Origin of the sequence: Algoriella sp. (genome assembly GCF_036647415.1) — a bacterium.
In the GTDB taxonomy this organism is placed as follows: domain Bacteria; phylum Bacteroidota; class Bacteroidia; order Flavobacteriales; family Weeksellaceae; genus Empedobacter.
This window is the reverse complement of record NZ_JAVXKG010000001.1, coordinates 84,843-104,610: the sequence shown is the minus strand read 5'-3', so window position 1 is coordinate 104,610 and position 19,768 is coordinate 84,843. Positions and strand designations below refer to the sequence as shown.

Here is a 19,768-nt window from a genome sequence, read left to right as displayed (position 1 = left end):
ATTATGATTTACGATAAACAATATCTTAAAAAGACAAAGATTGTAGCGACATTAGGTCCTGCAACTGATAGTCCTGAGATTTTATTAGAAATGATGCAAAAAGGAACCGATGTGTTCCGTATCAATTTTTCGCACGCCGATTATCCGGATGTGAAACGTAAGATAGATACAATTCATCAGTTAAATAATGATCACGGTTATAATACTGCTATTTTAGCAGATTTACAAGGACCAAAATTACGTATTGGTAAAATGGAACACGAAGATTTTGTGATCAACCAAGGCGATATTTTAACTTTTACAAATGAAGACGTTGTCGGTACAAAAGAAAAAGTATTTATGACGTACAAAAGATTTGCACAAGACGTGCAAGTTGGTGAAAATATTTTGATTGATGATGGAAAATTAATTTTCAAAGTTATCGAAACAAATGGTACTGATACTGTAAAAGCAGAAACAATACAAGGAGGTCCATTACGTTCTAAAAAAGGAGTAAACTTACCAAATACAAATATATCATTACCAGCATTAACAGAAAAAGACAAAGAAGATGCAATTTTTGCAATCGAAAATAGAGTAGATTGGTTTGCTTTATCTTTTGTTCGTTCTGGACAAGATGTTAGAGATTTATCAGATTTTATTAAAGAACATGGAACATTAAAAATTCCAATTATTTCTAAAATTGAAAAACCAGAAGCATTAGAAAATATTGATGATATTTTAGAGTTTTCTGATGGATTAATGGTTGCTCGTGGAGATTTAGGAGTAGAAGTTCCTTTTGAAATTGTACCAAAAGCGCAAAAACAATTAATTGACAAAGCTAAATTAGCACGTAAACCAGTTATTGTTGCAACGCAAATGATGGAAACTATGATTTCTAGTCTTACGCCAACTCGTGCTGAGGTTTCTGATGTTGCAAATGCTGTTTTTGATGGAGCTGATGCCGTAATGTTATCAGGAGAAACTTCTGTAGGTATGTATCCAATTCAGGTTATTGAAAAAATGACTAAAATTCTTCAAACTGTAGAAGATGATGAGCACGTACATGTACCAGAGCATAAACCAAAAGTAAAAAACGAACGTTTTGTTACAGATATGGTATGTTATAATGCAGCTAAAATGGCTGAAGATACAGGTGCAAAAGCAATTGCTACATTAACATATTCTGGTTATACAGCTTTCCAAATTTCATCACATCGTCCAAATTCATTTATTTTGGTTTTCAATCCAAGTAAACGAATCAACCGTATGGTGAATTTATTATGGGGAGTAAAAGCCGTGAATTACGATCCTCGTGATACATCAACAGATCAAACTGTGACAGAGGTTAATATTTTAGCAAAAAATGCAGGTTATGTAGATTATGGTGATTATATCATCAACTTGAATGCAATGCCAGCTTTTGAAAAAGGTATTACAAATACATTACGTATTTCGATGATCTAAAATTATAAAAATAAAATAAATCAAATCCCTTCAAGTAATTGAAGGGATTTTTTAATGACTAAATAAAATTCTATTTTTAACGTTTACTATTAAAAATAGAATTAATAACTTTACAAGTTCGAATTACAGTATTTATGAGTATATATAACGTGATATTATCAGGGGGAGTAGGAAGTCGTTTATGGCCTTTGTCACGAAAAAGTCATCCAAAACAATACTTACCATTGTTTGATAATAAATCTTTATTTGAATTAACAATTCAACGTAATCGTCCAATTGCTGATAAATTGATGGTGATCGGAAATAAAGATAATGATCATTTAAGCCAAGAGGTTTTAGATAGATTGGATGTAGAATATCTAAAAATTGTAGAAGCTGTCCCAAGAAATACGGCTGCAGCAATTGCCTTTGCAGCATTAGCAGTTGATGAAGACGATATTTTGATTGTTACACCATCAGATCATTTAATAGAAGATATGGAAGCATATCAAATTGCAATGAAAAAAGCGATTGATTTGGCTGAAAATGATTTTATTGTAACATTTGGTATTCATCCAACACGTCCAGAAACAGGTTATGGTTATATCGAACATAAAGGAGATAAAGTTCTATCGTTTCGAGAAAAACCAAATCATATTACTGCTCAAGATTTCATAGAACAAGGTAATTTCTTATGGAACAGCGGAATGTTCTGTTTTAAAGCAAAGGTTTTATTGAAGGAATTGAAGAAGTTTGAAAAAGAAATTTACGAAACTTCAAAAATTGCTTGGGAAGCCTCAAATAATGGAGAATTAGACGAAGCACTTTCAATAGAAATCCCTTCTAATAGTATTGATTATGCGGTAATGGAGCGTAGCAAAAAGATAAAAGTTGTTCCTGCTAAATTTGTTTGGAATGATTTGGGATCTTTTGAATCGTTGTATGATTATTTTGTAATGAATGGACATTATGTAGACAGAAATGGAAACATGGTAATTGGTACAGATACTTACACTTCTTTTGTAGGCTTACAAAACACAATTTTTGTAAATACCCCAACAGCAAATCTAATTTTGCAAAAAGAATATTCGCAAGAAGTAAAAAATGTTTACACACATTTAGAAAAAAGAAATTCGGAATTAATATAATGATAAGCACTCAAATAGTTGAGTGCTTTTTTATTCCATATTTCACAAGTTGATAAGATATTATTTCTTAGATTTGCAATTCCAACTACAATTATAAAAATGACTACAGGTATTACTTTTGGTATATTTGATTTGCTCCATGCAGGTCATATTATGATGCTTGAAGAAGCAAAAAGACAATGCGATTATTTAATCGTAGGTCTAAATACAGACCCTACATTGGTCGATCCAAGTAAAAATCACCCAACCCAATCAATCGTCGAACGATACATACAACTAGAAGGTTGTCGTTATGTAGATGAAATAATTCCGTACGAAACAGAACAAGATTTGTTTGATTTGTTGAGTGCATTACCAGTTAATATCAGAATTATTGGAGAGGAATACCGCGACAAAAACTTTAATGGTAAACAATATTGTTTAGACAATAATATCCAGATTTATTATAACAAAAGAACACATCGTTTTTCTAGTTCTGGATTAAGAAGAGTAGTCGCAACTTCTGAAAACGACAAATAGAAATTGTCACAATCTAATCAAACAGAAACGATACTTATAACTGGTGTAGCGGGTTTTATAGGTTATCATCTTGCAGAAAACTTAATAAAAAAAGGATATTGTGTAGTTGGAATAGACAATATCAATGATTATTATGCGATTGATCTAAAATATGGTCGATTAAACGAATTAGGAATAAATCGTCAAGAGGCCGAACAGTTTAATCAAAAAATATACTCGAAGATTCACCAAGATAAAATGATCTTTTATCGAATGAATTTAGAAGATCAAGAACAATTACCTCAATTATTCAATCAATATTCATTTTCGACTGTTGTAAATTTAGCAGCACAAGCTGGTGTGCGTTATAGTATCGAAAATCCGATGGCTTACGGACAGAGCAATTTAGTAGGTTTTCTTAATTTATTAGAGTGTTGTCGTCACAATAAAGTGGATCGTTTATTATATGCAAGTAGTTCTAGTGTTTACGGAAATTCATCTGATGTTCCATTTTCAACAAATCAAAACGTAGATAATCCAATTAGTTTGTATGCTGCAACCAAAAAAGCAAATGAATTGATGGCGCATACTTATAGTCATTTATATGATATTAAGACAATTGGCCTTCGTTTTTTTACAGTCTACGGACCTTGGGGAAGACCAGATATGGCTATGTTTTTGTTTACAGATGCAATTTTACATAATCAACCATTAAAAGTGTTTAATAACGGTGATTTGTCTCGTGATTTTACGTACATTGACGATATTATTCAAGGAATAGAAAGAATTATAGAAAATAAAAATCAAAAAGAGATATACCAATTATACAATATAGGAAATAGCGAACCTGTACAATTAATGAAATTTATCCATGAGATTGAGAAATCAACAGGTATAACGGCACAATTAGAAATGATGCCAATGCAGGCTGGTGATGTCAATCAAACTTGGGCAAACGTAGATGATTTGAAAGAAAAATTTGATTATCATCCAAATTTTCCAGTAGAAATAGGTGTCGCTAATTTTGTAAAATGGTATAAAGAATATTATCAAGAATGAATCAACAATTAAAAATAGCAATAATAGGGCTAGGGTATGTAGGTTTACCATTAGCACGATTGTTTGCAACAAAATATCCTGTATTAGGTTTTGATATCAATCAACAAAGAATTGATGAATTAAATGCAGGAATAGACGCTACTTTAGAGGTAGAAAATGATGTTCTGAAATCAGTTTTATTAGATAAGAATCCTTTTCAAGAGAATGAAAATGGATTATTTTGTTCTACAAATTCGGAAGATATAAAAGATGCAACTATTTACATCGTTACCGTTCCTACACCAGTTGATAAGAATAATCGACCAGATTTAACGCCGCTTAAAAAAGCATCAGAAACGGTAGGTAAAGTTTTATCTAAAGGTGATATTGTAATTTATGAATCTACTGTTTATCCAGGTGTTACGGAGGAAGAGTGTATTCCTATATTAGAAAAAATTTCTGGATTAAAGTTTAATAAAGATTTTTATGCAGGTTATTCACCAGAACGTATTAATCCAGGAGATAAAGAACATACAGTAGAAAAAATACTAAAAGTAACATCAGGCTCAACACCCGAAATAGGGAAAGTTGTAGATGATTTATATAAGTCGGTAATTATTGCCGGAACTCATTTAGCGCCTAGCATAAAAGTAGCAGAAGCATCTAAGGTTATAGAGAATTCGCAACGAGATATCAATATTGCTTTTATTAATGAATTATCAAAGATTTTTTCTTTGATGAATATTGATACAAATGATGTTTTGGAAGCTGCTGGTACAAAATGGAATTTTTTACCATTCAAACCAGGCTTAGTTGGTGGACATTGTATTGGTGTAGATCCTTTTTATTTGGCTCAAAAAGCACAAGAAATTGGCTATTATTCAGAATTAATTTTAGCAGCACGAAGATTAAATGATTCGATGGGAGCATTTGTAGCATCTCAAGTGGTAAAATTAATGATTGATAAAGACATTAAAATAAAAGGAGCTAAAATCTTGAATTTAGGAATTACATTCAAGGAAAATTGTCCCGATATCAGAAATTCTAAAGCGATAGATGTAATAAATGCTTTAGAAGAGTATGGTTTAGATGTCGTAACATATGATCCTTGGATAAATGACGAAGAAATTTCGAAAGAATATAATGTAAAATGTTTGACAAAACTAGAGATAGAAGCGCAAAAATTTGATGCAATAATCTTGACTGTTGCACACCAAGAATATTTAGATTTTGATTTAACTAGTCTTTTACAAAAAAACGGTGTGGTTTATGATGTAAAGGGAGTTTTGCCTAAATCTGAAGTTGATAAACGATTATAATAACTATAAAAATACTATGAAAACAATCCTAATTACCGGTGGAGCCGGTTTTATCGGTTCGCATGTTGTTAGAGAATTTGTTTTAAATTATCCTGAAACAAAAATCATCAATCTTGATGTTTTGACCTATGCAGGTAATTTAGAGAATTTGAAAGATATTGAATCTAAACCAAATTACGAGTTTGTAAAAGCAGATATTACAGATGCAAAACAAATTTTAGACGTTTTTGAAAAACATCAACCAGAAGGTGTCATTCATTTAGCGGCCGAATCTCACGTAGATCGTTCGATTACAAATCCATTAGAATTTGTGATGACAAACGTAATCGGAACGGTGAACCTTTTGAATGCTGCAAAAACAATTTGGAACGATAATTTCGAAGGAAAACGTTTTCATCATGTATCTACAGATGAGGTTTTTGGTGCTTTGGGTGACGAAGGATTTTTTACAGAAGAAACGTCTTACGATCCACATTCACCATATTCTGCGTCGAAAGCGTCGTCGGATCATTTTGTAAGAGCTTATCACGATACATACGGTTTACCTATTGTTTTAACGAATTGTTCTAACAATTACGGTCCAAATCATTTTCCAGAAAAATTGATTCCTTTATGTATTCATAATATTCTTAATAATAATCCATTACCGATTTATGGAGATGGAAAATATACGCGCGATTGGTTATTTGTGATTGATCATGCAAAAGCAATTGATTTAGTTTTCCATGAAGGTAAAAATGGAGGTTCTTACAATGTAGGAGGTTTCAACGAATGGAAAAATATCGATTTGGTAAAAGAATTGTGTAAACAAATGGACGAAAAATTAGGTCGTGAAGTAGGAACTTCAGAGCAATTAGTCACATTTGTAAAAGATCGTCCAGGACACGATTTACGTTATGCAATTGACGCTACAAAAATCAATGAAGAATTAGGATGGAAACCTTCTGTAACTTTTGAGCAAGGTTTATCAAAAACAATCGATTGGTTTTTAGAAAACAAAGAATGGTTAGATAATGTAACCTCTGGCGATTACCAAAATTATTATAAAGAGCAATATAATTAAGATGAAAGTTACAGAAACAAAATTGAAAGGCTGTTTTATCTTAGAACCAACTGTTTTTGAAGATTCGAGAGGATATTTTTTCGAATCATACAACGAAAATAAAATGGAAGAAATTTTGGGTTATAAACCAACTTTTGTTCAAGATAATCAATCCAATTCAACTTACGGTGTTGTGCGTGGTTTACATATGCAAGCAGGTGAGCATTCGCAAGCAAAATTAGTACGTGTTGTAGAAGGATCGGTAATTGATGTTGCAGTTGATGTTCGCGAAGGTTCAGAAACGTATGGGCAATCTGTTGCGGTGGAATTATCTGCTGATAATAAGAAACAGTTATTTATACCAAGAGGATTTTTACATGGTTTTTCTGTAATTTCTGATTCGGCAACATTTTTTTATAAATGTGATAATGGATACAACAAAGCATCTGAAGATGGTGTAAATCCGTTGGATAATGAATTAGATATTGATTGGGGAATTCCTACAGATGAAATGATTATTTCTGAAAAAGATCAAGAAGCACAATCATTTACAACATTTAAAAATAAATAAACTCACCTATAAACTATAAAATGAAAGGAATAATATTAGCAGGAGGATCAGGAACTAGGTTGCATCCGTTGACATTAGCTGTTAGTAAGCAATTAATGCCAGTGTATGATAAACCGATGATTTACTACCCGTTATCAACATTGATGTTGGCAGGGATTAGTGAAATTCTGATTATTTCTACGTCTCACGATTTACCTCATTTCGAAAAATTATTAGGTGATGGTTCTCAAATCGGATGTAAATTTTCTTATATCGAACAACCAAGTCCAGACGGATTAGCGCAAGCATTTATTTTAGGAGCAGATTTTATCGGAGATGATAAAGTAGCCTTAATTTTAGGAGATAATATTTTCTACGCTTCTGGAATGTCGAAATTACTACAAGATTCAGCTGATCCAGATGGAGGAGTCGTTTTTGCTTACCAAGTTTCAGATCCAGAAAGATATGGAGTTGTTGAGTTTAATGAGAAGAATGAAGTGGTTTCTATCGAAGAAAAACCAACAGAACCAAAATCGAATTTTGCTGTACCAGGACTTTATTTTTATGATAATGATGTGGTAGAAATTGCAAAAAATATCAAACCTTCACCTCGTGGAGAATTAGAAATCACGGACATTAATGCAGAATACCTGAAAAGAGATAAACTAAAAGTTGGTGTTTTTAACCGTGGAACAGCTTGGTTGGATACAGGAACAATTAATTCGTTGATGCAAGCAGGACTATTTGTTCAAGTAATCGAAGAACGCCAAGGAATGAAAATTGGTGCTATCGAAGAAGTTGCTTACCGCATGGGTTATATCAACAAGGAACAATTAGTAAAAATTGCAGAGCCATTACGCAAAAGCGGTTATGGTGAGTATTTAATGAAAGTTTGTAAATAAATCTAAATGAATTTAAAACCTAAAGTAGATAATATTTTCGATTTGTTAAAAAACAATAAAAAAATAATAGAAAATTATTTTTTTATGACAATTTTACAAGTATTGAATTCGTTTTTCTACTTATTAATTTATCCTTACCTTATCCAAGTACTTGGAGTAGAATCTTATGGATTATATGTGTTTGCAACTTCGATAACAACTTATTTTATATTTTTGATCAACTTTGGATTCGATTTTCCAGCGACAAAAGCTATTGCTGAAAATATTGAAAATAGGAATAAAATACAAGAAACTTTATCGTGTGTTTTTACGGCAAAAGTTTATCTACTATTATTATCTATAGTAATAATAAGTTTTTTACTCTTTTTTGTTCCTTTCCTAAAACAACATTTTATTTTATTTATTTTTAGTTTTATTCAAGTTATAAGTTTTATTATTTTTCCACAATGGTTTTTTCAAGGTATTCAGAATATGAAAATCATAACTTATATACAATTGATTATAAAAATAATTTCTTTACCATTTATTTTCTATTTAATTAAAGCACCATCAGATATAAATTGGTATGTATTAATTGTATCATTAAGTAGTTTATTTGGAGGAATTATAGCATTTTTTATTATTAGATTTAAATATAACTATCATTTAAATTTTGTAAAAAAAAGCAGTTTAGAAAAATGGTTTAGAGATTCTTTTCCATTCTTTTTAAGTACATCTGCTGGTGTAATTAAAGAACAAAGTATAGCCATAATAATAGGTGCTTTTTTTGGAATGAAAGATGTTGCAATTTATGACTTGGCAAGTAAAATTGTCATTATCCCAAGAACAATATTTATGAGTATTAATGGAGCCGTTTTTCCTAAATTAGTAGTTGATATTAAAAAATCAAGAATAAAAAAGATTATTAATATCGAAATATTAATGTCATTAGGCGTAGTCTTGTTCATTACTATTTTCGGAAAATTAATTGTAGAAATTTTTGCAGGATACCAAATGAATTCAGCCTATCCATTAGCAATTTTACTTAGTTTTACAGTTATGTCTTGGCTTGTAGTAGGAGCGTATATTAGCTTTGTATTTGTACCGAGTAATAAATATTATTTAGTTACTAAAAATCAAATAATCGCATTAATTAGCTTTTTAATTTATTTAGCCATAGGTTTTTTCTTCTATAAAAATATTTATGTTTTTGGTGCTGCGATGGCATTATCTGGATTAACGGAAATATTATATTGTAAATCTGTAACTAAAAAATATCAACTTTTATGAATCCGAAAGTATCAATATTAGTACCTATTTATAAAGTTGAAAATTTTATAGAATGTTGCGCAACCTCATTGTTTGAGCAAAATTTTGAACATATAGAATATATTTTTGTTAATGATAAATCTCCGGATCGTTCGATTGAATTATTAAAAGGAGTAATAGAGAAATATCCACATAGAAAGGCAAATGTAAAAATCATCGACCATCAAGAGAATAAAGGTTTAGCAGGAGCTAGAAATACAGGAGTAGAAAATGCAACAGGAGAATATATTCTCCATGTTGACAGTGATGATTATTTAGATTTGAATGCGATTGACCTTTTATATACAAAAGCAGTTGAAACAAATTCAGATATTGTTACTTGTAACTATGTTTTAGAATGGGGAGAGGTTCAAAAAGAAGCAGTTCAAGATATTGGTAAAAACAAAGTTCATTTTATTAATTTAATGTTATCAGCACAAGCAATAGTTGGCGTCGTTAATAAACTTTTTAGACGAAAATTATATATAGACAATAAAATTACAGCTTTAGAAGGAGTTAATTATGGAGAAGATTATGTGACTTCTCCACGTTTAGCGTATTACGCAAATTCTGTTTCTAAAATAGATATTCCCGTTTATCATTATATTCAAACAAATACGAATTCTTACACTAAGAAATTAACGAAAGAACATATCAATAATATTCTTTTAGTATTTAAAGAATTAACAGATTTTTTTGGAAATAAAAAAGATTATGATTTGTATAAAAATGCAATTTTAGAAGGTAAATTAAGAAAAAAGATTGAATTATTTTTTATTTCAGATTCTAAATATTGGGAAGAACTATCTCTCGCTTTTCCAGAAGTGAACCAAATAACAGATTTATCAATTTTAAGTTTAAAAGAAAAAATTACATACAGATTAATAGAGAACAAGAATTTTCTATTGCTAAAATTATATAGACGTACATATAATTTTACAGTTTATGTATATCAAAAATTGAAAGGTAGGTTATGATTAATACAAAAATAATAAATTCGATATTTTTTTTAATAAGTTTATTTTTATGCTTTTTAGCACCAAAAACTTATTCATTTATGTTTTGTTCTGCAATCTTGATCATTTTTCTGATTCAGAATGTCATCTTCTTTTCACAAAAATCATATAACAATTTAGCTTGTTTCGAATTCTTTTTTGCCTTTTCATATTGTCTTTGTAATTTTATTTACCCCGTTTTCTATTTTCCTATAAAACCGGATTTTGCTAACTTTGCTTTTCCATTCAATAAAAATATAATAACCTATTCAACTGCTCTATCAGGATTAGCCTACTCTTCCTATTTGTTAGGAATTTCACATATTTTTTCATTAAAAGAGCAAAAAATTAAGGTTAATAATGATTTTAGAGTCAATTCCTATTTTATAAGATTATTATTTACTTTATCAATTATTTCCTATTTTTTGTATATAGCTACAGGAGGTTTATCTCACCTAAGCGCAGTTTACTCTGGTGATGCAGATTTTAATGAAGTAGGTATGTTTTCTTATTTCAATACTATTTTTTCAATCACTTGTTTGTTATTAGCAATGTTTGTCTTTAAAATAAAAGACAAGGCGCTAAGAAACACTGTACTAATTTACCTGTTTTTTGCGATGCTATTTGTAATATTTACAGGTTCTAGAACAATTGTTATTAGTGTTGGATTAATTCTTTTAGTGACTTTTGGAACTTTTATAAAAAAAATACCAAAACTATTTTTACTATTATTTGTAGGCTTAGGTTCAATGTTAATGGCATTTGTAATGCTCTTTAGACAAGAAGATCATTCAAGTAACACGATGAATCAATTTTCATCAGGTTTTGATATTTATATGGACTTAATTGTAACCAATAGAAATTTATATGTACTTGTAGATTTTGCAAATAATAATTTTCACGCTTATTTTGTATCAATTGCAAGTGATATTCTGTCGCCAATACCAGGATCTACAGGAATTTTAGATTTTTTTGGTCTACCAAAAGATATGATGAGCGGAGCTTTCCCAACCTTTTTAGAATTTGGTACAGGATCTAAATTTGGTTTAGGAACAAATATGGTTGGTGAAATGTATTTTTCATTTGGAATATATGGAGTTGTATTTATTTCATTCTTAATTGGTTGGGTTGTAAGTAAAGCTAAATTAAACTTAAATAATGTATATTACTATGTGATCTATTTTATTTTTGTATCACATGCAATCTTTTATCCAAGAGCAACTTATTTAGTACAACCTAGAACAATAATATGGGCAATGTTGATTATTTTTCTATTCCAATTGTATAAAAAACGAGTTTTTTTATTTAGTAAAATAGCAAAAAAATAGAAATCTATATTATGAGTAAAATTAGTATTATTTTATCAGATATTTCGGATAAAGGAGAAGTTACTACTTTCTAAAAAAGAATAACAGAAATTTATGGATAATCAAAGGAAAAGAATAAATATAGTAATAGGAGATATAAGACTTAGCGCAGGAACAGAACGTGCGGTTACTAATTTATCAAATAATCTGGTTTCTAAAGGACATAAAGTTAGAATAATAAGTTTATATTCATCAGAAGGATCACCCTATTATAAAGTAGATCAAGATGTTGATGTATTACATCTTGATAAAGGATTAAAATCTAATATTTTATTTCGATTGGTTGATTATTGGATATTGGCAAGACAATTAGTTAAATATTTTGAAAAAGAAGAAATAATTATAGGAACAACACATGCTATTAATTGTATGCTAGCTTTTCTTTCAAAAAAAGAAAAATTGAAACGTATAGGCTGTGAGCATATGGGATATTGGGCGACAACAAAATCTACAAGATATTTACGTAAGAGATTATACCCCAGGTTAGATGCGGTTGTTGTCTTAACAAATGATGATAAGATTGAATATAAAAAACAAATACCGAAAATCAAATCATGTTATGTCATTCCGAATCAATTTTCATTTTATCCTGAGTTAGTTGACAAAGAAAGAAAAAAACAAGTTTTGGCAGTCGGAAGATATGAAACGCAAAAAGGATTTGATATTCTTTTGAATGATTTACACCAATTAATAAAAGAAAAACAGGATTGGGTTTTTAAAATAATAGGTAGTGGATCGATGAAAAATATTTTAGAAGAATTAATAAAAAAATATCAATTAAACAATGTGATTTTATCACCACCAACCCCCGAAATTGAACAAGAGTTTTTAGAATCATCAATATATCTGATGACTTCAAGAAATGAAGGTTTACCTATGGTTCTACTTGAAGCTAAAGCATGCGGGTTACCAATTATTTCTTATAACTGTCCAACAGGCCCTAAAGATTTGGTATATCAAAATGACGGTTTTTTAATTGAAATGGAGAATAAAGATGATTTATCATCTAAATTGAGAAAGATAATGGAGGATAAAGATTTAAGAGAAAACATGAGTAAAAATGCAAGAATAAACGTTTTGAAATTTTCTCCTGAAAATATTTACGAATCTTGGAAAAAAATATTAATATAATAAATGATTTTAATAGACGCCATATACATAAACAATAGTGGAGGTAAAATTCTACTTGATTATCTAATAGAGGAATTAGAAAAATCAGGTAAAAAAATATTTTATTTATTAGACCAACGAGTAGAAGGAAAGATAGACTATCTTGATAATACGGATAATGAAGTAATGTTAATGAAAGCATCTTTGATAAATCGGCATAAATTTTATGTTGAAAATCGGCATAAATTTACATCTGTTCTATGCTTCGGAGATTTACCACCAAGTATAAAACTAGACGCTAAGGTGTATACTTATTTTCATCAACAGCTTTACATTAAATTCCCGAGTGATATACCTTTTAGTCATAAAGTACTATTTACCTTAAAAAGATATGTTTTAAAATACTTATTTAAGTATAGTGATTATTGGATGTTACAAACAGAGGTTATTAAAAATAATTTTCAAGAAAAATTTAAAACGAGTTCTGAAAAATTATTACTAATGCCATTTTATCCACCAATACAGAATGATCAGCAGATAAAAAGAAAAGCACATACTTATGTATATATAAGCAATGCACCTCCTCATAAAAATCATGTAAGATTGATCAATGCTTTTTGTGCTTTTTATGATAAACACAAACAAGGTGAATTAATTTTAACAATTGACGAAAATTTTCCTGAACTTTTAGAGTTGATCAAACAAAAATTAGAATTAAATTATCCCTTAAAAAATATTGGATTTGTACCAAGAGCAAACTTAAGTGAAATTTATAGTTCATCAGAATACTTAATATACCCTTCATTGGCTGAAAGTTTTGGTTTAGGTATTGTTGAAGCAATAGAAAATGGTTGTAAAGTAATAGGAGCTAATCTTCCATACATGTATGCTGCATGTGAACCTAGCTTAGTATTTAATCCTTTAGATGAGGATTCTATAGCCGATGCGTTAGAAAAATCATTAGAACCAAAAGTTAAATATTCAACTTCAAATGTTAACAATAGGATAGATGATTTAATCTCAATTTTGTGAAAAAATGAATTTTTAGAATATCTAGAAAAACTAGAATTCTCATTTAGTAAATACATATATCTATATAAGAAAGTAATAGAGAAAAGCTAACTAACATAAATTAACACTATATGACTAACTACAAAATTTGCTCTAAAACTATAATGGATACTACCGACCCTAACATTGTTTTTAATGAAAATGGTGAAAGTGATTATTATACAAATTTCCAAAAAAATATTTTACCAGAATGGAATTTTGGAAAAGGCAGATTAGATGAGTTGCAGAAATTTGCTGAAAAAGTAAAACAAGAATGTAAAAAGCAAGACTATGATTGCATAATAGGTCTTAGTGGAGGTTTAGATAGTTCGTACTGTGTATATGTTACAAAAGAAATTATGGGATTAAGACCTTTGATTTACCATGTTGATGCAGGTTGGAATACAGAGCAAGCTACCTCTAATATTGAGAAAATAATCACAGGCTTAGATCTAGATTTATACACTGATGTTGTCGACTGGAATGAGATGAAAGATTTACAACGAGCATTTTTTAAAGCTCAAATCCCAGATCAAGACATGCCTCAAGATATTGCATTCTTTTCAAGTCTTTATAAATTTGCCCGAAAAAATAACATAAAATATGTGTTTACTGGTGCAAATTATAGTACAGAATGTTGTCGAGAACCAGAAGAATGGGGAGCCTATCCAGGAATAGACTCAGTTTTAATTAAAAATATTTTCACTAAACATGGAGAAAGAAAACTAAAAACATTTCCAATCGTGGATATCTTTAAATATAAAATTTATTATCAACGCGTTTTAGGAATGAAAATTTTTCACCCATTAAATTATGTTGAATATAATAAAAACAATGTTGAGCAGTTCTTAGCGGAGAAATTTGGTTGGAAATCATTTCAACATAAACATCATGAATCTCGTTTTACTAGGTTTTTTGAAGATTATTGGTTGCCAATAAAGTTTGGATTCGACAGACGTAAAGCACATTTTTCAAGTTTGATTCTTACTGGACAAATGTCCCGTGAAGAGGCTCTTGAAAGAATTTCAAAACCAGAGCTTGATGAACAAGATTTAATGAATGAAAAAAAATATATTGCCGATAAATTAAATTTCTCAGAAGATGAATTTGAAGTAATTTTTCAAGGAAAAAATAAGACATATAAAGATTACAAATCAAAAAGAAACCTAATAGGATTCGGAATACAATTTATGCGTACTTTCGGGTTAGAAAAAAGATTGTTTAGATGATAACTATTGTGGATTATGGAGTTGGAAATATAGCTGCATTTCTTAATATTTTTAAGGAATTAGGCATTCCATGTTCACTTGCAAAAACGAAAGAAGATCTGATTGATGCAAAAAAAATAATTTTGCCAGGTGTAGGTCATTTTGATTTTGCAATGCAAAAATTAACTGATTCTGGCATGATAGAAATACTTAATTATAAAGTGTTACAAGAAAAAACTCCTGTTTTGGGAATTTGTGTAGGTATGCAAATGATGGCAAAAAGTAGTGAAGAAGGAAAATTAGATGGTTTAAATTGGATTACTGGCAAAGTAAAAAAAATAGACACATCTGCTTTGCTTCAAAATACATTATTGCCTCACATGGGATGGAATACAATTGAAATTAAGCAATATTCAACTTTATTTCATGATTTTCAAAGTGATCCAGATTTTTATTTTTTACATTCTTATGTGATGGAATGTCAAGATAAAAATAATATTTTGGCTACGGCAGAATACGGAGAAGAAATTACCGTAATTGTTCAGAAAGATAATATTTACGGTATACAATGTCATCCCGAAAAAAGTCATCAAATAGGAGTTCAATTTCTGAATAATTTTGTAAATCTTTAAAAGTTATGCTAAAACCAAGATTAATTCCAAGTTTACTTATAGAAGATGGTTTGGTTGTAAAAACGATCAAATTCAAAAACGCAAGATATATCGGTGATCCAATTAATACAGTCAATATTTTTAATAAAAAAGAGGTTGATGAAATTTGTATTTTTGATATTTCAACAACCAGAAATAATCTTGAACCTAATTATAAATTAATAGAAACTATTGCTTCACAATCACGAATGCCAATCTGTTATGGTGGAGGAATAAAAACGGTAGAACAAGCTCAGAAAATTTTCAATCTAGGTGTAGAGAAGATTGCTTTAAGTAGTATATTATTCACAAATATAGATTTAGTAAACGAAATTAGCCAACAAGTAGGGAGTCAAAGTGTTGTTTTAGTGATAGATGTTAAAAAGAAATTATTAGGGGATTATGAAATTTTTATTAATAATGGAACAAAAAGCACCAAAATAGATTTAGTTGATTTTTTGAAAAAAATTAAAGATCTTCAGTTTGGTGAAATCATCGTCAATAATATCGACCTTGACGGTACCGAAAAAGGATATGATTTTGGTTTAATCAGAAAAGTTTTTCAATATACATCCAAACCTGTTACTATTCTTGGTGGTGCTGGAAGTTTAGAAGATGTAAAAAAAATATACAAAGAATTTAAAATAATAGGAGCTGCGGCAGGAAGTTTGTTTATTTATAAAGGCAAACTTAAAGCAGTTTTAATCAATTATCCGACAAAAGAAATAAAAAATAAACTATACGACATTCAATAAAAATTCATTATGCAAATCAAAGATAAAGTTTTATTAATAACAGGAGGTACAGGTTCTTTTGGAACCGCTGTTTTAAATCGATTTTTAGAGACAGACCATTTCAAAGAAATTCGTATTTTTTCTCGTGATGAGAAAAAGCAAGATGATATGCGAAACTTGTACAAAAATGATAAAATAAAATATTACATTGGTGATGTTCGCGATTTCTCATCTGTAGAATCTGCAACACGAGGTGTAGACTATGTATTTCACGCAGCTGCTTTAAAGCAAGTGCCTTCGTGCGAATTTTTTCCAATGCAAGCGGTAAAAACAAATGTAGAAGGAACTCAAAATGTTATTCGTGCTGCATCATCGAATGGAGTAAAAAAAGTAATTTGTTTATCAACAGACAAGGCGGCTTATCCAATTAACGCTATGGGTATTTCTAAAGCAATGATGGAAAAAGTAGCCGTTGCAGAAGCGCGTAATCTTACAGAAACTGTGGTTTGTCTTACACGTTACGGAAACGTAATGGCGTCTCGTGGATCGGTTATTCCTTTGTTTTTGAATCAAATAGAAAAAGGAGAAGACATTACAATTACTGATCCTAATATGACCCGTTTCTTGATGTCTTTAGACGAAGCAGTAGAACTAGTTCTTTTCGCTTTCGAAAATGGAAATCCAGGCGATTTGTTTGTGAATAAAGCTCCTGCAGCAACAATTGGTGATTTAGCAAAAGCAGTTTTAGAAATGAAAAATGCGAATAATACCATTAAAATTATTGGAACTCGTCATGGGGAAAAATTATACGAAACACTTTGTACAAGAGAGGAGATGATGAACGCAGAAGATATGGGGGATTTTTATAGAATTCCTGCGGATAATCGTGACCTGAATTATGCTAAATATTTTTCTCAAGGAAATCAAATTGCAGAAAAAATTGAAGATTACAACTCTCATAATACAAAAAGAGAAAATGTGGAGGGTGTAAAAGTATTGCTTAAGAAATTGGATTTATTTCAGTAATTATTTAAATGCTAATTAAAGGAAATAAGTTCGTAGACGAAAGAGGTAAATTGTTTTACAACAATGATTTCAACTTATCAGAAACCAAAAGAATGTATATCTTGGAAAACCAAGATATAAGTATAATTCGTGCTTGGCAAGCTCATAAAATTGAAAAAAGATGGTTTGTAGCGGTTGATGGTCAATTTGAAATTAAATTAGTGAAAATTGATAATTTTGAAAATCCATCAGAAAATTTAAAAGTTGAAAAATTTGTTTTAAGTGCCGAAACTATGGATTGTTTATATATACAACCTGGTTATGGAACATCAATACAAGCGCTTTCTGATAATGCCAAATTAGCTGTATTTTCTAACTATTTGTTAGGAGAAATAAATGATGATTATAAATTTGATTCCCAAAAATGGAAATAAAAATGAAAAAATTAAAAGTTGTAACAATTTTAGGAACAAGACCTGAAATTATTCGTCTTACAGAATGTATAAAAAAATGTGACCAATATTTTGATCATATTTTAATTCACACAGGTCAAAATTATGATTACGAATTGAACGAGATTTTCTTTGAAGATTTAGAACTTCGTAAACCTAATTATTTCTTGAATGTGGCAGGTGCTCATCTTGGCGAAACTATTGGAAATGTTATTTCAAAATCATACGAAATTCTTGCACAAGAAAAACCAGATGCACTTCTTGTTTTGGGAGATACAAATAGTGTTTTGAGTACAATTGCAGCCAAAAGGCTTAAAATACCTATTTTCCATATGGAAGCAGGAAATAGATGTTTTGACCAAAATGTACCAGAAGAAATTAACAGAAAAATTTCCGATCACATTAGTGATATTAATCTTACATATACCGAAAATAGTAGACGTTATTTACTAAGTGAAGGTTTTAGAAAAGATCACGTTTTTGTGACTGGATCGCCGTTAAAAGAAGTTTTAGATAAATATCAGCACAAAATTAACGAAAGTGATGTAGTTGAAAGATTAAACCTGAAAGCAAATAATTATATCGTTGTAAGTGCACACAGAGAAGAAAATATTGATTTAAGTAATCATTTCGAAATCTTAGCAGAATCTATCAATGCCGTTGCAGAAAAATATCAAATGCCTATTATTTTCTCTACTCATCCACGTACTAAGAATAGAATTGAAAAAAACAATATTCAGTTTCATCCATTAGTTCAAAATGTAGCTCCATTAGGATTTTTTGACTACGTGAAGTTGCAAAATCAATCTTTTATCGTTCTTTCTGATAGTGGTACAATTAGTGAAGAATCTGCAATGATGGGATTTCCTGCAATTAGTATCAGAACAAGTACAGAAAGACCAGAAGCTATAGATGCAGGTACAATTGTATTGGGTGGAATTTCAAAAGATCAAATGCTAAATGCGATTGAAATTTCGAAAGGTTTATTTGATCCAAATATTCAATTACCATTTGAGTATAAAGTGACAAATACTTCTGATCGTGTTATTAAAGCTATTCAAAGCTATTCGTCTATTGTTGATAAAGTTATTTGGGATAAGTAATGAAAAAAGTATTAATCATAGGTATTAAAGGAATGGCAGGACATGTCATGTATAACTACTTTAAGAAATCCGGAAATTTTAATGTTTTCGGAATTGCAAGAAATATTACGGAAACAGAAAATGAATTTTCTTTAGATGTCTCTGATACAGTAAGGCTTCAAGAAATTATTAAAGAAAATCAGTTTGATATTGTAATTAATTGTATTGGTATACTTAATAAGGATGCTGAAGATCATCCAGAAAAAGCAATTTGGTTTAATAGTTATTTTCCTCATTTCCTAGAAGAAACAACTAGAGAAACAACAACTAAGATAATACATATAAGTACAGACTGTGTTTTTAATGGTAAAAAAGGAAATTATTCTGAAAACGATGTAAAAGATGGTTTTGGTTTCTATGCGCAGTCAAAAGCTTTAGGTGAGATTGAAAACGAAAAAGATTTGACCATAAGAACATCAATTATTGGGCCTGAGCTTAATAAAAATGGGATTGGGTTATTTCATTGGTTTATGAATCAGACAGGGGAAATAAACGGATATACTTCTGCAATTTGGAGTGGAGTTACAACTTTAGAACTTGCCAAGGCGGTGGAATATGTAATTGAACAACCAACAACAGGATTAGTTCATCTTACAAATGGTCAACCTATAAATAAGTATGATTTGCTTTCTGTATTTAAAGAAATTTGGAAAACAAATGTAACTATTAACGCATTTGAAGGTAAAGTAGTTGATAAATCTTTAATTAAATCATGTAGATTTGATTATCAAGTTCCAACATACGATCAAATGTTAAAAGATCAGTATGAATGGATGAATGAATTTTCTAACATATATACTTATTAATTTGAATATCCTTTTTGTATTTTTCACACTCCCAGATCTA

The 19,768-nt window shown here is 29.7% G+C and carries 20 protein-coding genes; all 20 read left to right on the top strand.

Annotated features, from left to right (window positions below; translation table 11 throughout):
- The first annotated feature begins 3 nt into the window (after positions 1 to 3).
- The 20 genes from pyk (at position 4) to RSC72_RS00405 (ending at position 19,728) form a co-directional block, all read left to right on the top strand.
- Positions 4 to 1,446 carry a pyruvate kinase gene (gene pyk / locus RSC72_RS00500; protein ID WP_332543215.1) on the top strand — a complete coding sequence of 481 codons (1,443 nt, stop codon included), beginning with the start codon at positions 4 to 6 and terminating at the stop codon, positions 1,444 to 1,446.
- Between the two features lie 134 nt (positions 1,447 to 1,580).
- Positions 1,581 to 2,573 carry a mannose-1-phosphate guanylyltransferase gene (locus tag RSC72_RS00495; RefSeq protein ID WP_332543214.1) on the top strand — a complete coding sequence of 331 codons (993 nt, stop codon included), beginning with the start codon at positions 1,581 to 1,583 and terminating at the stop codon, positions 2,571 to 2,573.
- A 99-nt stretch (positions 2,574 to 2,672) separates the two neighbouring features.
- A complete protein-coding gene (locus tag RSC72_RS00490) occupies positions 2,673 to 3,092 on the top strand; it encodes an adenylyltransferase/cytidyltransferase family protein (RefSeq protein ID WP_332543212.1) in 420 nt (139 codons plus the stop codon).
- A gap of 3 nt (positions 3,093 to 3,095) precedes the next feature.
- Positions 3,096 to 4,130 carry an NAD-dependent epimerase/dehydratase family protein gene (locus RSC72_RS00485; RefSeq protein WP_332543210.1) on the top strand — a complete coding sequence of 345 codons (1,035 nt, stop codon included), beginning with the start codon at positions 3,096 to 3,098 and terminating at the stop codon, positions 4,128 to 4,130.
- Complete coding sequence (locus RSC72_RS00480; protein ID WP_332543209.1) at positions 4,127 to 5,428, top strand: nucleotide sugar dehydrogenase; 1,302 nt, start codon at positions 4,127 to 4,129, stop codon at positions 5,426 to 5,428. The genes RSC72_RS00485 and RSC72_RS00480 overlap by 4 nt, the downstream gene beginning before the upstream one ends.
- A 16-nt stretch (positions 5,429 to 5,444) precedes the next feature.
- Entirely contained in the window at positions 5,445 to 6,491 is a 1,047-nt protein-coding gene (gene rfbB, locus RSC72_RS00475; RefSeq protein WP_332543207.1) for a dTDP-glucose 4,6-dehydratase, read from the top strand.
- Between the two features lies 1 nt (position 6,492).
- Positions 6,493 to 7,041: a dTDP-4-dehydrorhamnose 3,5-epimerase gene (gene rfbC / locus RSC72_RS00470; protein ID WP_332543205.1), complete on the top strand. Its 549-nt coding sequence runs from the start codon at positions 6,493 to 6,495 to the stop codon at positions 7,039 to 7,041.
- Positions 7,042 to 7,061: 20 nt separating this feature from the next.
- A complete protein-coding gene (rfbA, locus tag RSC72_RS00465) occupies positions 7,062 to 7,922 on the top strand; it encodes a glucose-1-phosphate thymidylyltransferase RfbA (protein ID WP_332543203.1) in 861 nt (286 codons plus the stop codon).
- Positions 7,923 to 7,928: 6 nt separating this feature from the next.
- Positions 7,929 to 9,191, top strand: a complete 1,263-nt coding sequence (locus RSC72_RS00460; RefSeq protein ID WP_332543201.1) for an oligosaccharide flippase family protein — start codon at positions 7,929 to 7,931, stop codon at positions 9,189 to 9,191.
- Positions 9,188 to 10,186 (top strand): glycosyltransferase family 2 protein, encoded by a 999-nt coding sequence (locus RSC72_RS00455; protein WP_332543199.1) that lies wholly within the window; start codon positions 9,188 to 9,190, stop codon positions 10,184 to 10,186. The genes RSC72_RS00460 and RSC72_RS00455 overlap by 4 nt, the downstream gene beginning before the upstream one ends.
- Positions 10,183 to 11,532, top strand: coding sequence for an O-antigen polymerase (locus RSC72_RS00450; RefSeq protein ID WP_332543198.1), 1,350 nt, complete (start codon positions 10,183 to 10,185; stop codon positions 11,530 to 11,532). The genes RSC72_RS00455 and RSC72_RS00450 overlap by 4 nt, the downstream gene beginning before the upstream one ends.
- Before the next feature lie 93 nt (positions 11,533 to 11,625).
- Positions 11,626 to 12,702, top strand: a complete 1,077-nt coding sequence (locus RSC72_RS00445) for a glycosyltransferase family 4 protein (protein WP_332543197.1) — start codon at positions 11,626 to 11,628, stop codon at positions 12,700 to 12,702.
- A gap of 3 nt (positions 12,703 to 12,705) precedes the next feature.
- Positions 12,706 to 13,713 (top strand): glycosyltransferase, encoded by a 1,008-nt coding sequence (locus RSC72_RS00440; protein WP_332543195.1) that lies wholly within the window; start codon positions 12,706 to 12,708, stop codon positions 13,711 to 13,713.
- A 110-nt stretch (positions 13,714 to 13,823) separates the two neighbouring features.
- Positions 13,824 to 14,960 (top strand): N-acetyl sugar amidotransferase, encoded by a 1,137-nt coding sequence (locus RSC72_RS00435; RefSeq protein ID WP_332543194.1) that lies wholly within the window; start codon positions 13,824 to 13,826, stop codon positions 14,958 to 14,960.
- On the top strand, positions 14,957 to 15,571 hold the full coding sequence (gene hisH / locus RSC72_RS00430) for an imidazole glycerol phosphate synthase subunit HisH (protein ID WP_332543193.1): 615 nt from the start codon (positions 14,957 to 14,959) through the stop codon (positions 15,569 to 15,571). The genes RSC72_RS00435 and hisH overlap by 4 nt, the downstream gene beginning before the upstream one ends.
- 5 nt (positions 15,572 to 15,576) lie before the next feature.
- A complete protein-coding gene (locus tag RSC72_RS00425) occupies positions 15,577 to 16,344 on the top strand; it encodes an AglZ/HisF2 family acetamidino modification protein (protein WP_332565990.1) in 768 nt (255 codons plus the stop codon).
- Positions 16,345 to 16,353: 9 nt separating this feature from the next.
- A complete protein-coding gene (locus RSC72_RS00420) occupies positions 16,354 to 17,349 on the top strand; it encodes a polysaccharide biosynthesis protein (RefSeq protein ID WP_332543191.1) in 996 nt (331 codons plus the stop codon).
- A gap of 8 nt (positions 17,350 to 17,357) precedes the next feature.
- Entirely contained in the window at positions 17,358 to 17,762 is a 405-nt protein-coding gene (locus RSC72_RS00415) for a WxcM-like domain-containing protein (RefSeq protein ID WP_332543189.1), read from the top strand.
- Positions 17,763 to 17,764: 2 nt separating this feature from the next.
- Entirely contained in the window at positions 17,765 to 18,883 is a 1,119-nt protein-coding gene (gene wecB / locus RSC72_RS00410; RefSeq protein ID WP_332543188.1) for a non-hydrolyzing UDP-N-acetylglucosamine 2-epimerase, read from the top strand.
- On the top strand, positions 18,883 to 19,728 hold the full coding sequence (locus tag RSC72_RS00405; RefSeq protein WP_332543187.1) for a dTDP-4-dehydrorhamnose reductase family protein: 846 nt from the start codon (positions 18,883 to 18,885) through the stop codon (positions 19,726 to 19,728). The genes wecB and RSC72_RS00405 overlap by 1 nt, the downstream gene beginning before the upstream one ends.
- The last annotated feature ends 40 nt before the right edge of the window (positions 19,729 to 19,768 follow it).

Bases quoted from the DNA above. Each gene is read 5' to 3' on its own strand.
- pyk (WP_332543215.1), top strand. From the start codon at position 4: ATGATTTACGATAAACAATATCTTAAAAAGACAAAGATTGTAGCGACA.
- RSC72_RS00495 (WP_332543214.1), top strand. From the start codon at position 1,581: ATGAGTATATATAACGTGATATTATCAGGGGGAGTAGGAAGTCGTTTA.
- RSC72_RS00490 (WP_332543212.1), top strand. From the start codon at position 2,673: ATGACTACAGGTATTACTTTTGGTATATTTGATTTGCTCCATGCAGGT.
- RSC72_RS00480 (WP_332543209.1), top strand. From the start codon at position 4,127: ATGAATCAACAATTAAAAATAGCAATAATAGGGCTAGGGTATGTAGGT.
- rfbB (WP_332543207.1), top strand. From the start codon at position 5,445: ATGAAAACAATCCTAATTACCGGTGGAGCCGGTTTTATCGGTTCGCAT.
- rfbC (WP_332543205.1), top strand. From the start codon at position 6,493: ATGAAAGTTACAGAAACAAAATTGAAAGGCTGTTTTATCTTAGAACCA.
- rfbA (WP_332543203.1), top strand. From the start codon at position 7,062: ATGAAAGGAATAATATTAGCAGGAGGATCAGGAACTAGGTTGCATCCG.
- RSC72_RS00460 (WP_332543201.1), top strand. From the start codon at position 7,929: ATGAATTTAAAACCTAAAGTAGATAATATTTTCGATTTGTTAAAAAAC.
- RSC72_RS00455 (WP_332543199.1), top strand. From the start codon at position 9,188: ATGAATCCGAAAGTATCAATATTAGTACCTATTTATAAAGTTGAAAAT.
- RSC72_RS00450 (WP_332543198.1), top strand. From the start codon at position 10,183: ATGATTAATACAAAAATAATAAATTCGATATTTTTTTTAATAAGTTTA.
- RSC72_RS00445 (WP_332543197.1), top strand. From the start codon at position 11,626: ATGGATAATCAAAGGAAAAGAATAAATATAGTAATAGGAGATATAAGA.
- RSC72_RS00440 (WP_332543195.1), top strand. From the start codon at position 12,706: ATGATTTTAATAGACGCCATATACATAAACAATAGTGGAGGTAAAATT.
- RSC72_RS00435 (WP_332543194.1), top strand. From the start codon at position 13,824: ATGACTAACTACAAAATTTGCTCTAAAACTATAATGGATACTACCGAC.
- hisH (WP_332543193.1), top strand. From the start codon at position 14,957: ATGATAACTATTGTGGATTATGGAGTTGGAAATATAGCTGCATTTCTT.
- RSC72_RS00425 (WP_332565990.1), top strand. From the start codon at position 15,577: ATGCTAAAACCAAGATTAATTCCAAGTTTACTTATAGAAGATGGTTTG.
- RSC72_RS00420 (WP_332543191.1), top strand. From the start codon at position 16,354: ATGCAAATCAAAGATAAAGTTTTATTAATAACAGGAGGTACAGGTTCT.
- RSC72_RS00415 (WP_332543189.1), top strand. From the start codon at position 17,358: ATGCTAATTAAAGGAAATAAGTTCGTAGACGAAAGAGGTAAATTGTTT.
- wecB (WP_332543188.1), top strand. From the start codon at position 17,765: ATGAAAAAATTAAAAGTTGTAACAATTTTAGGAACAAGACCTGAAATT.
- RSC72_RS00405 (WP_332543187.1), top strand. From the start codon at position 18,883: ATGAAAAAAGTATTAATCATAGGTATTAAAGGAATGGCAGGACATGTC.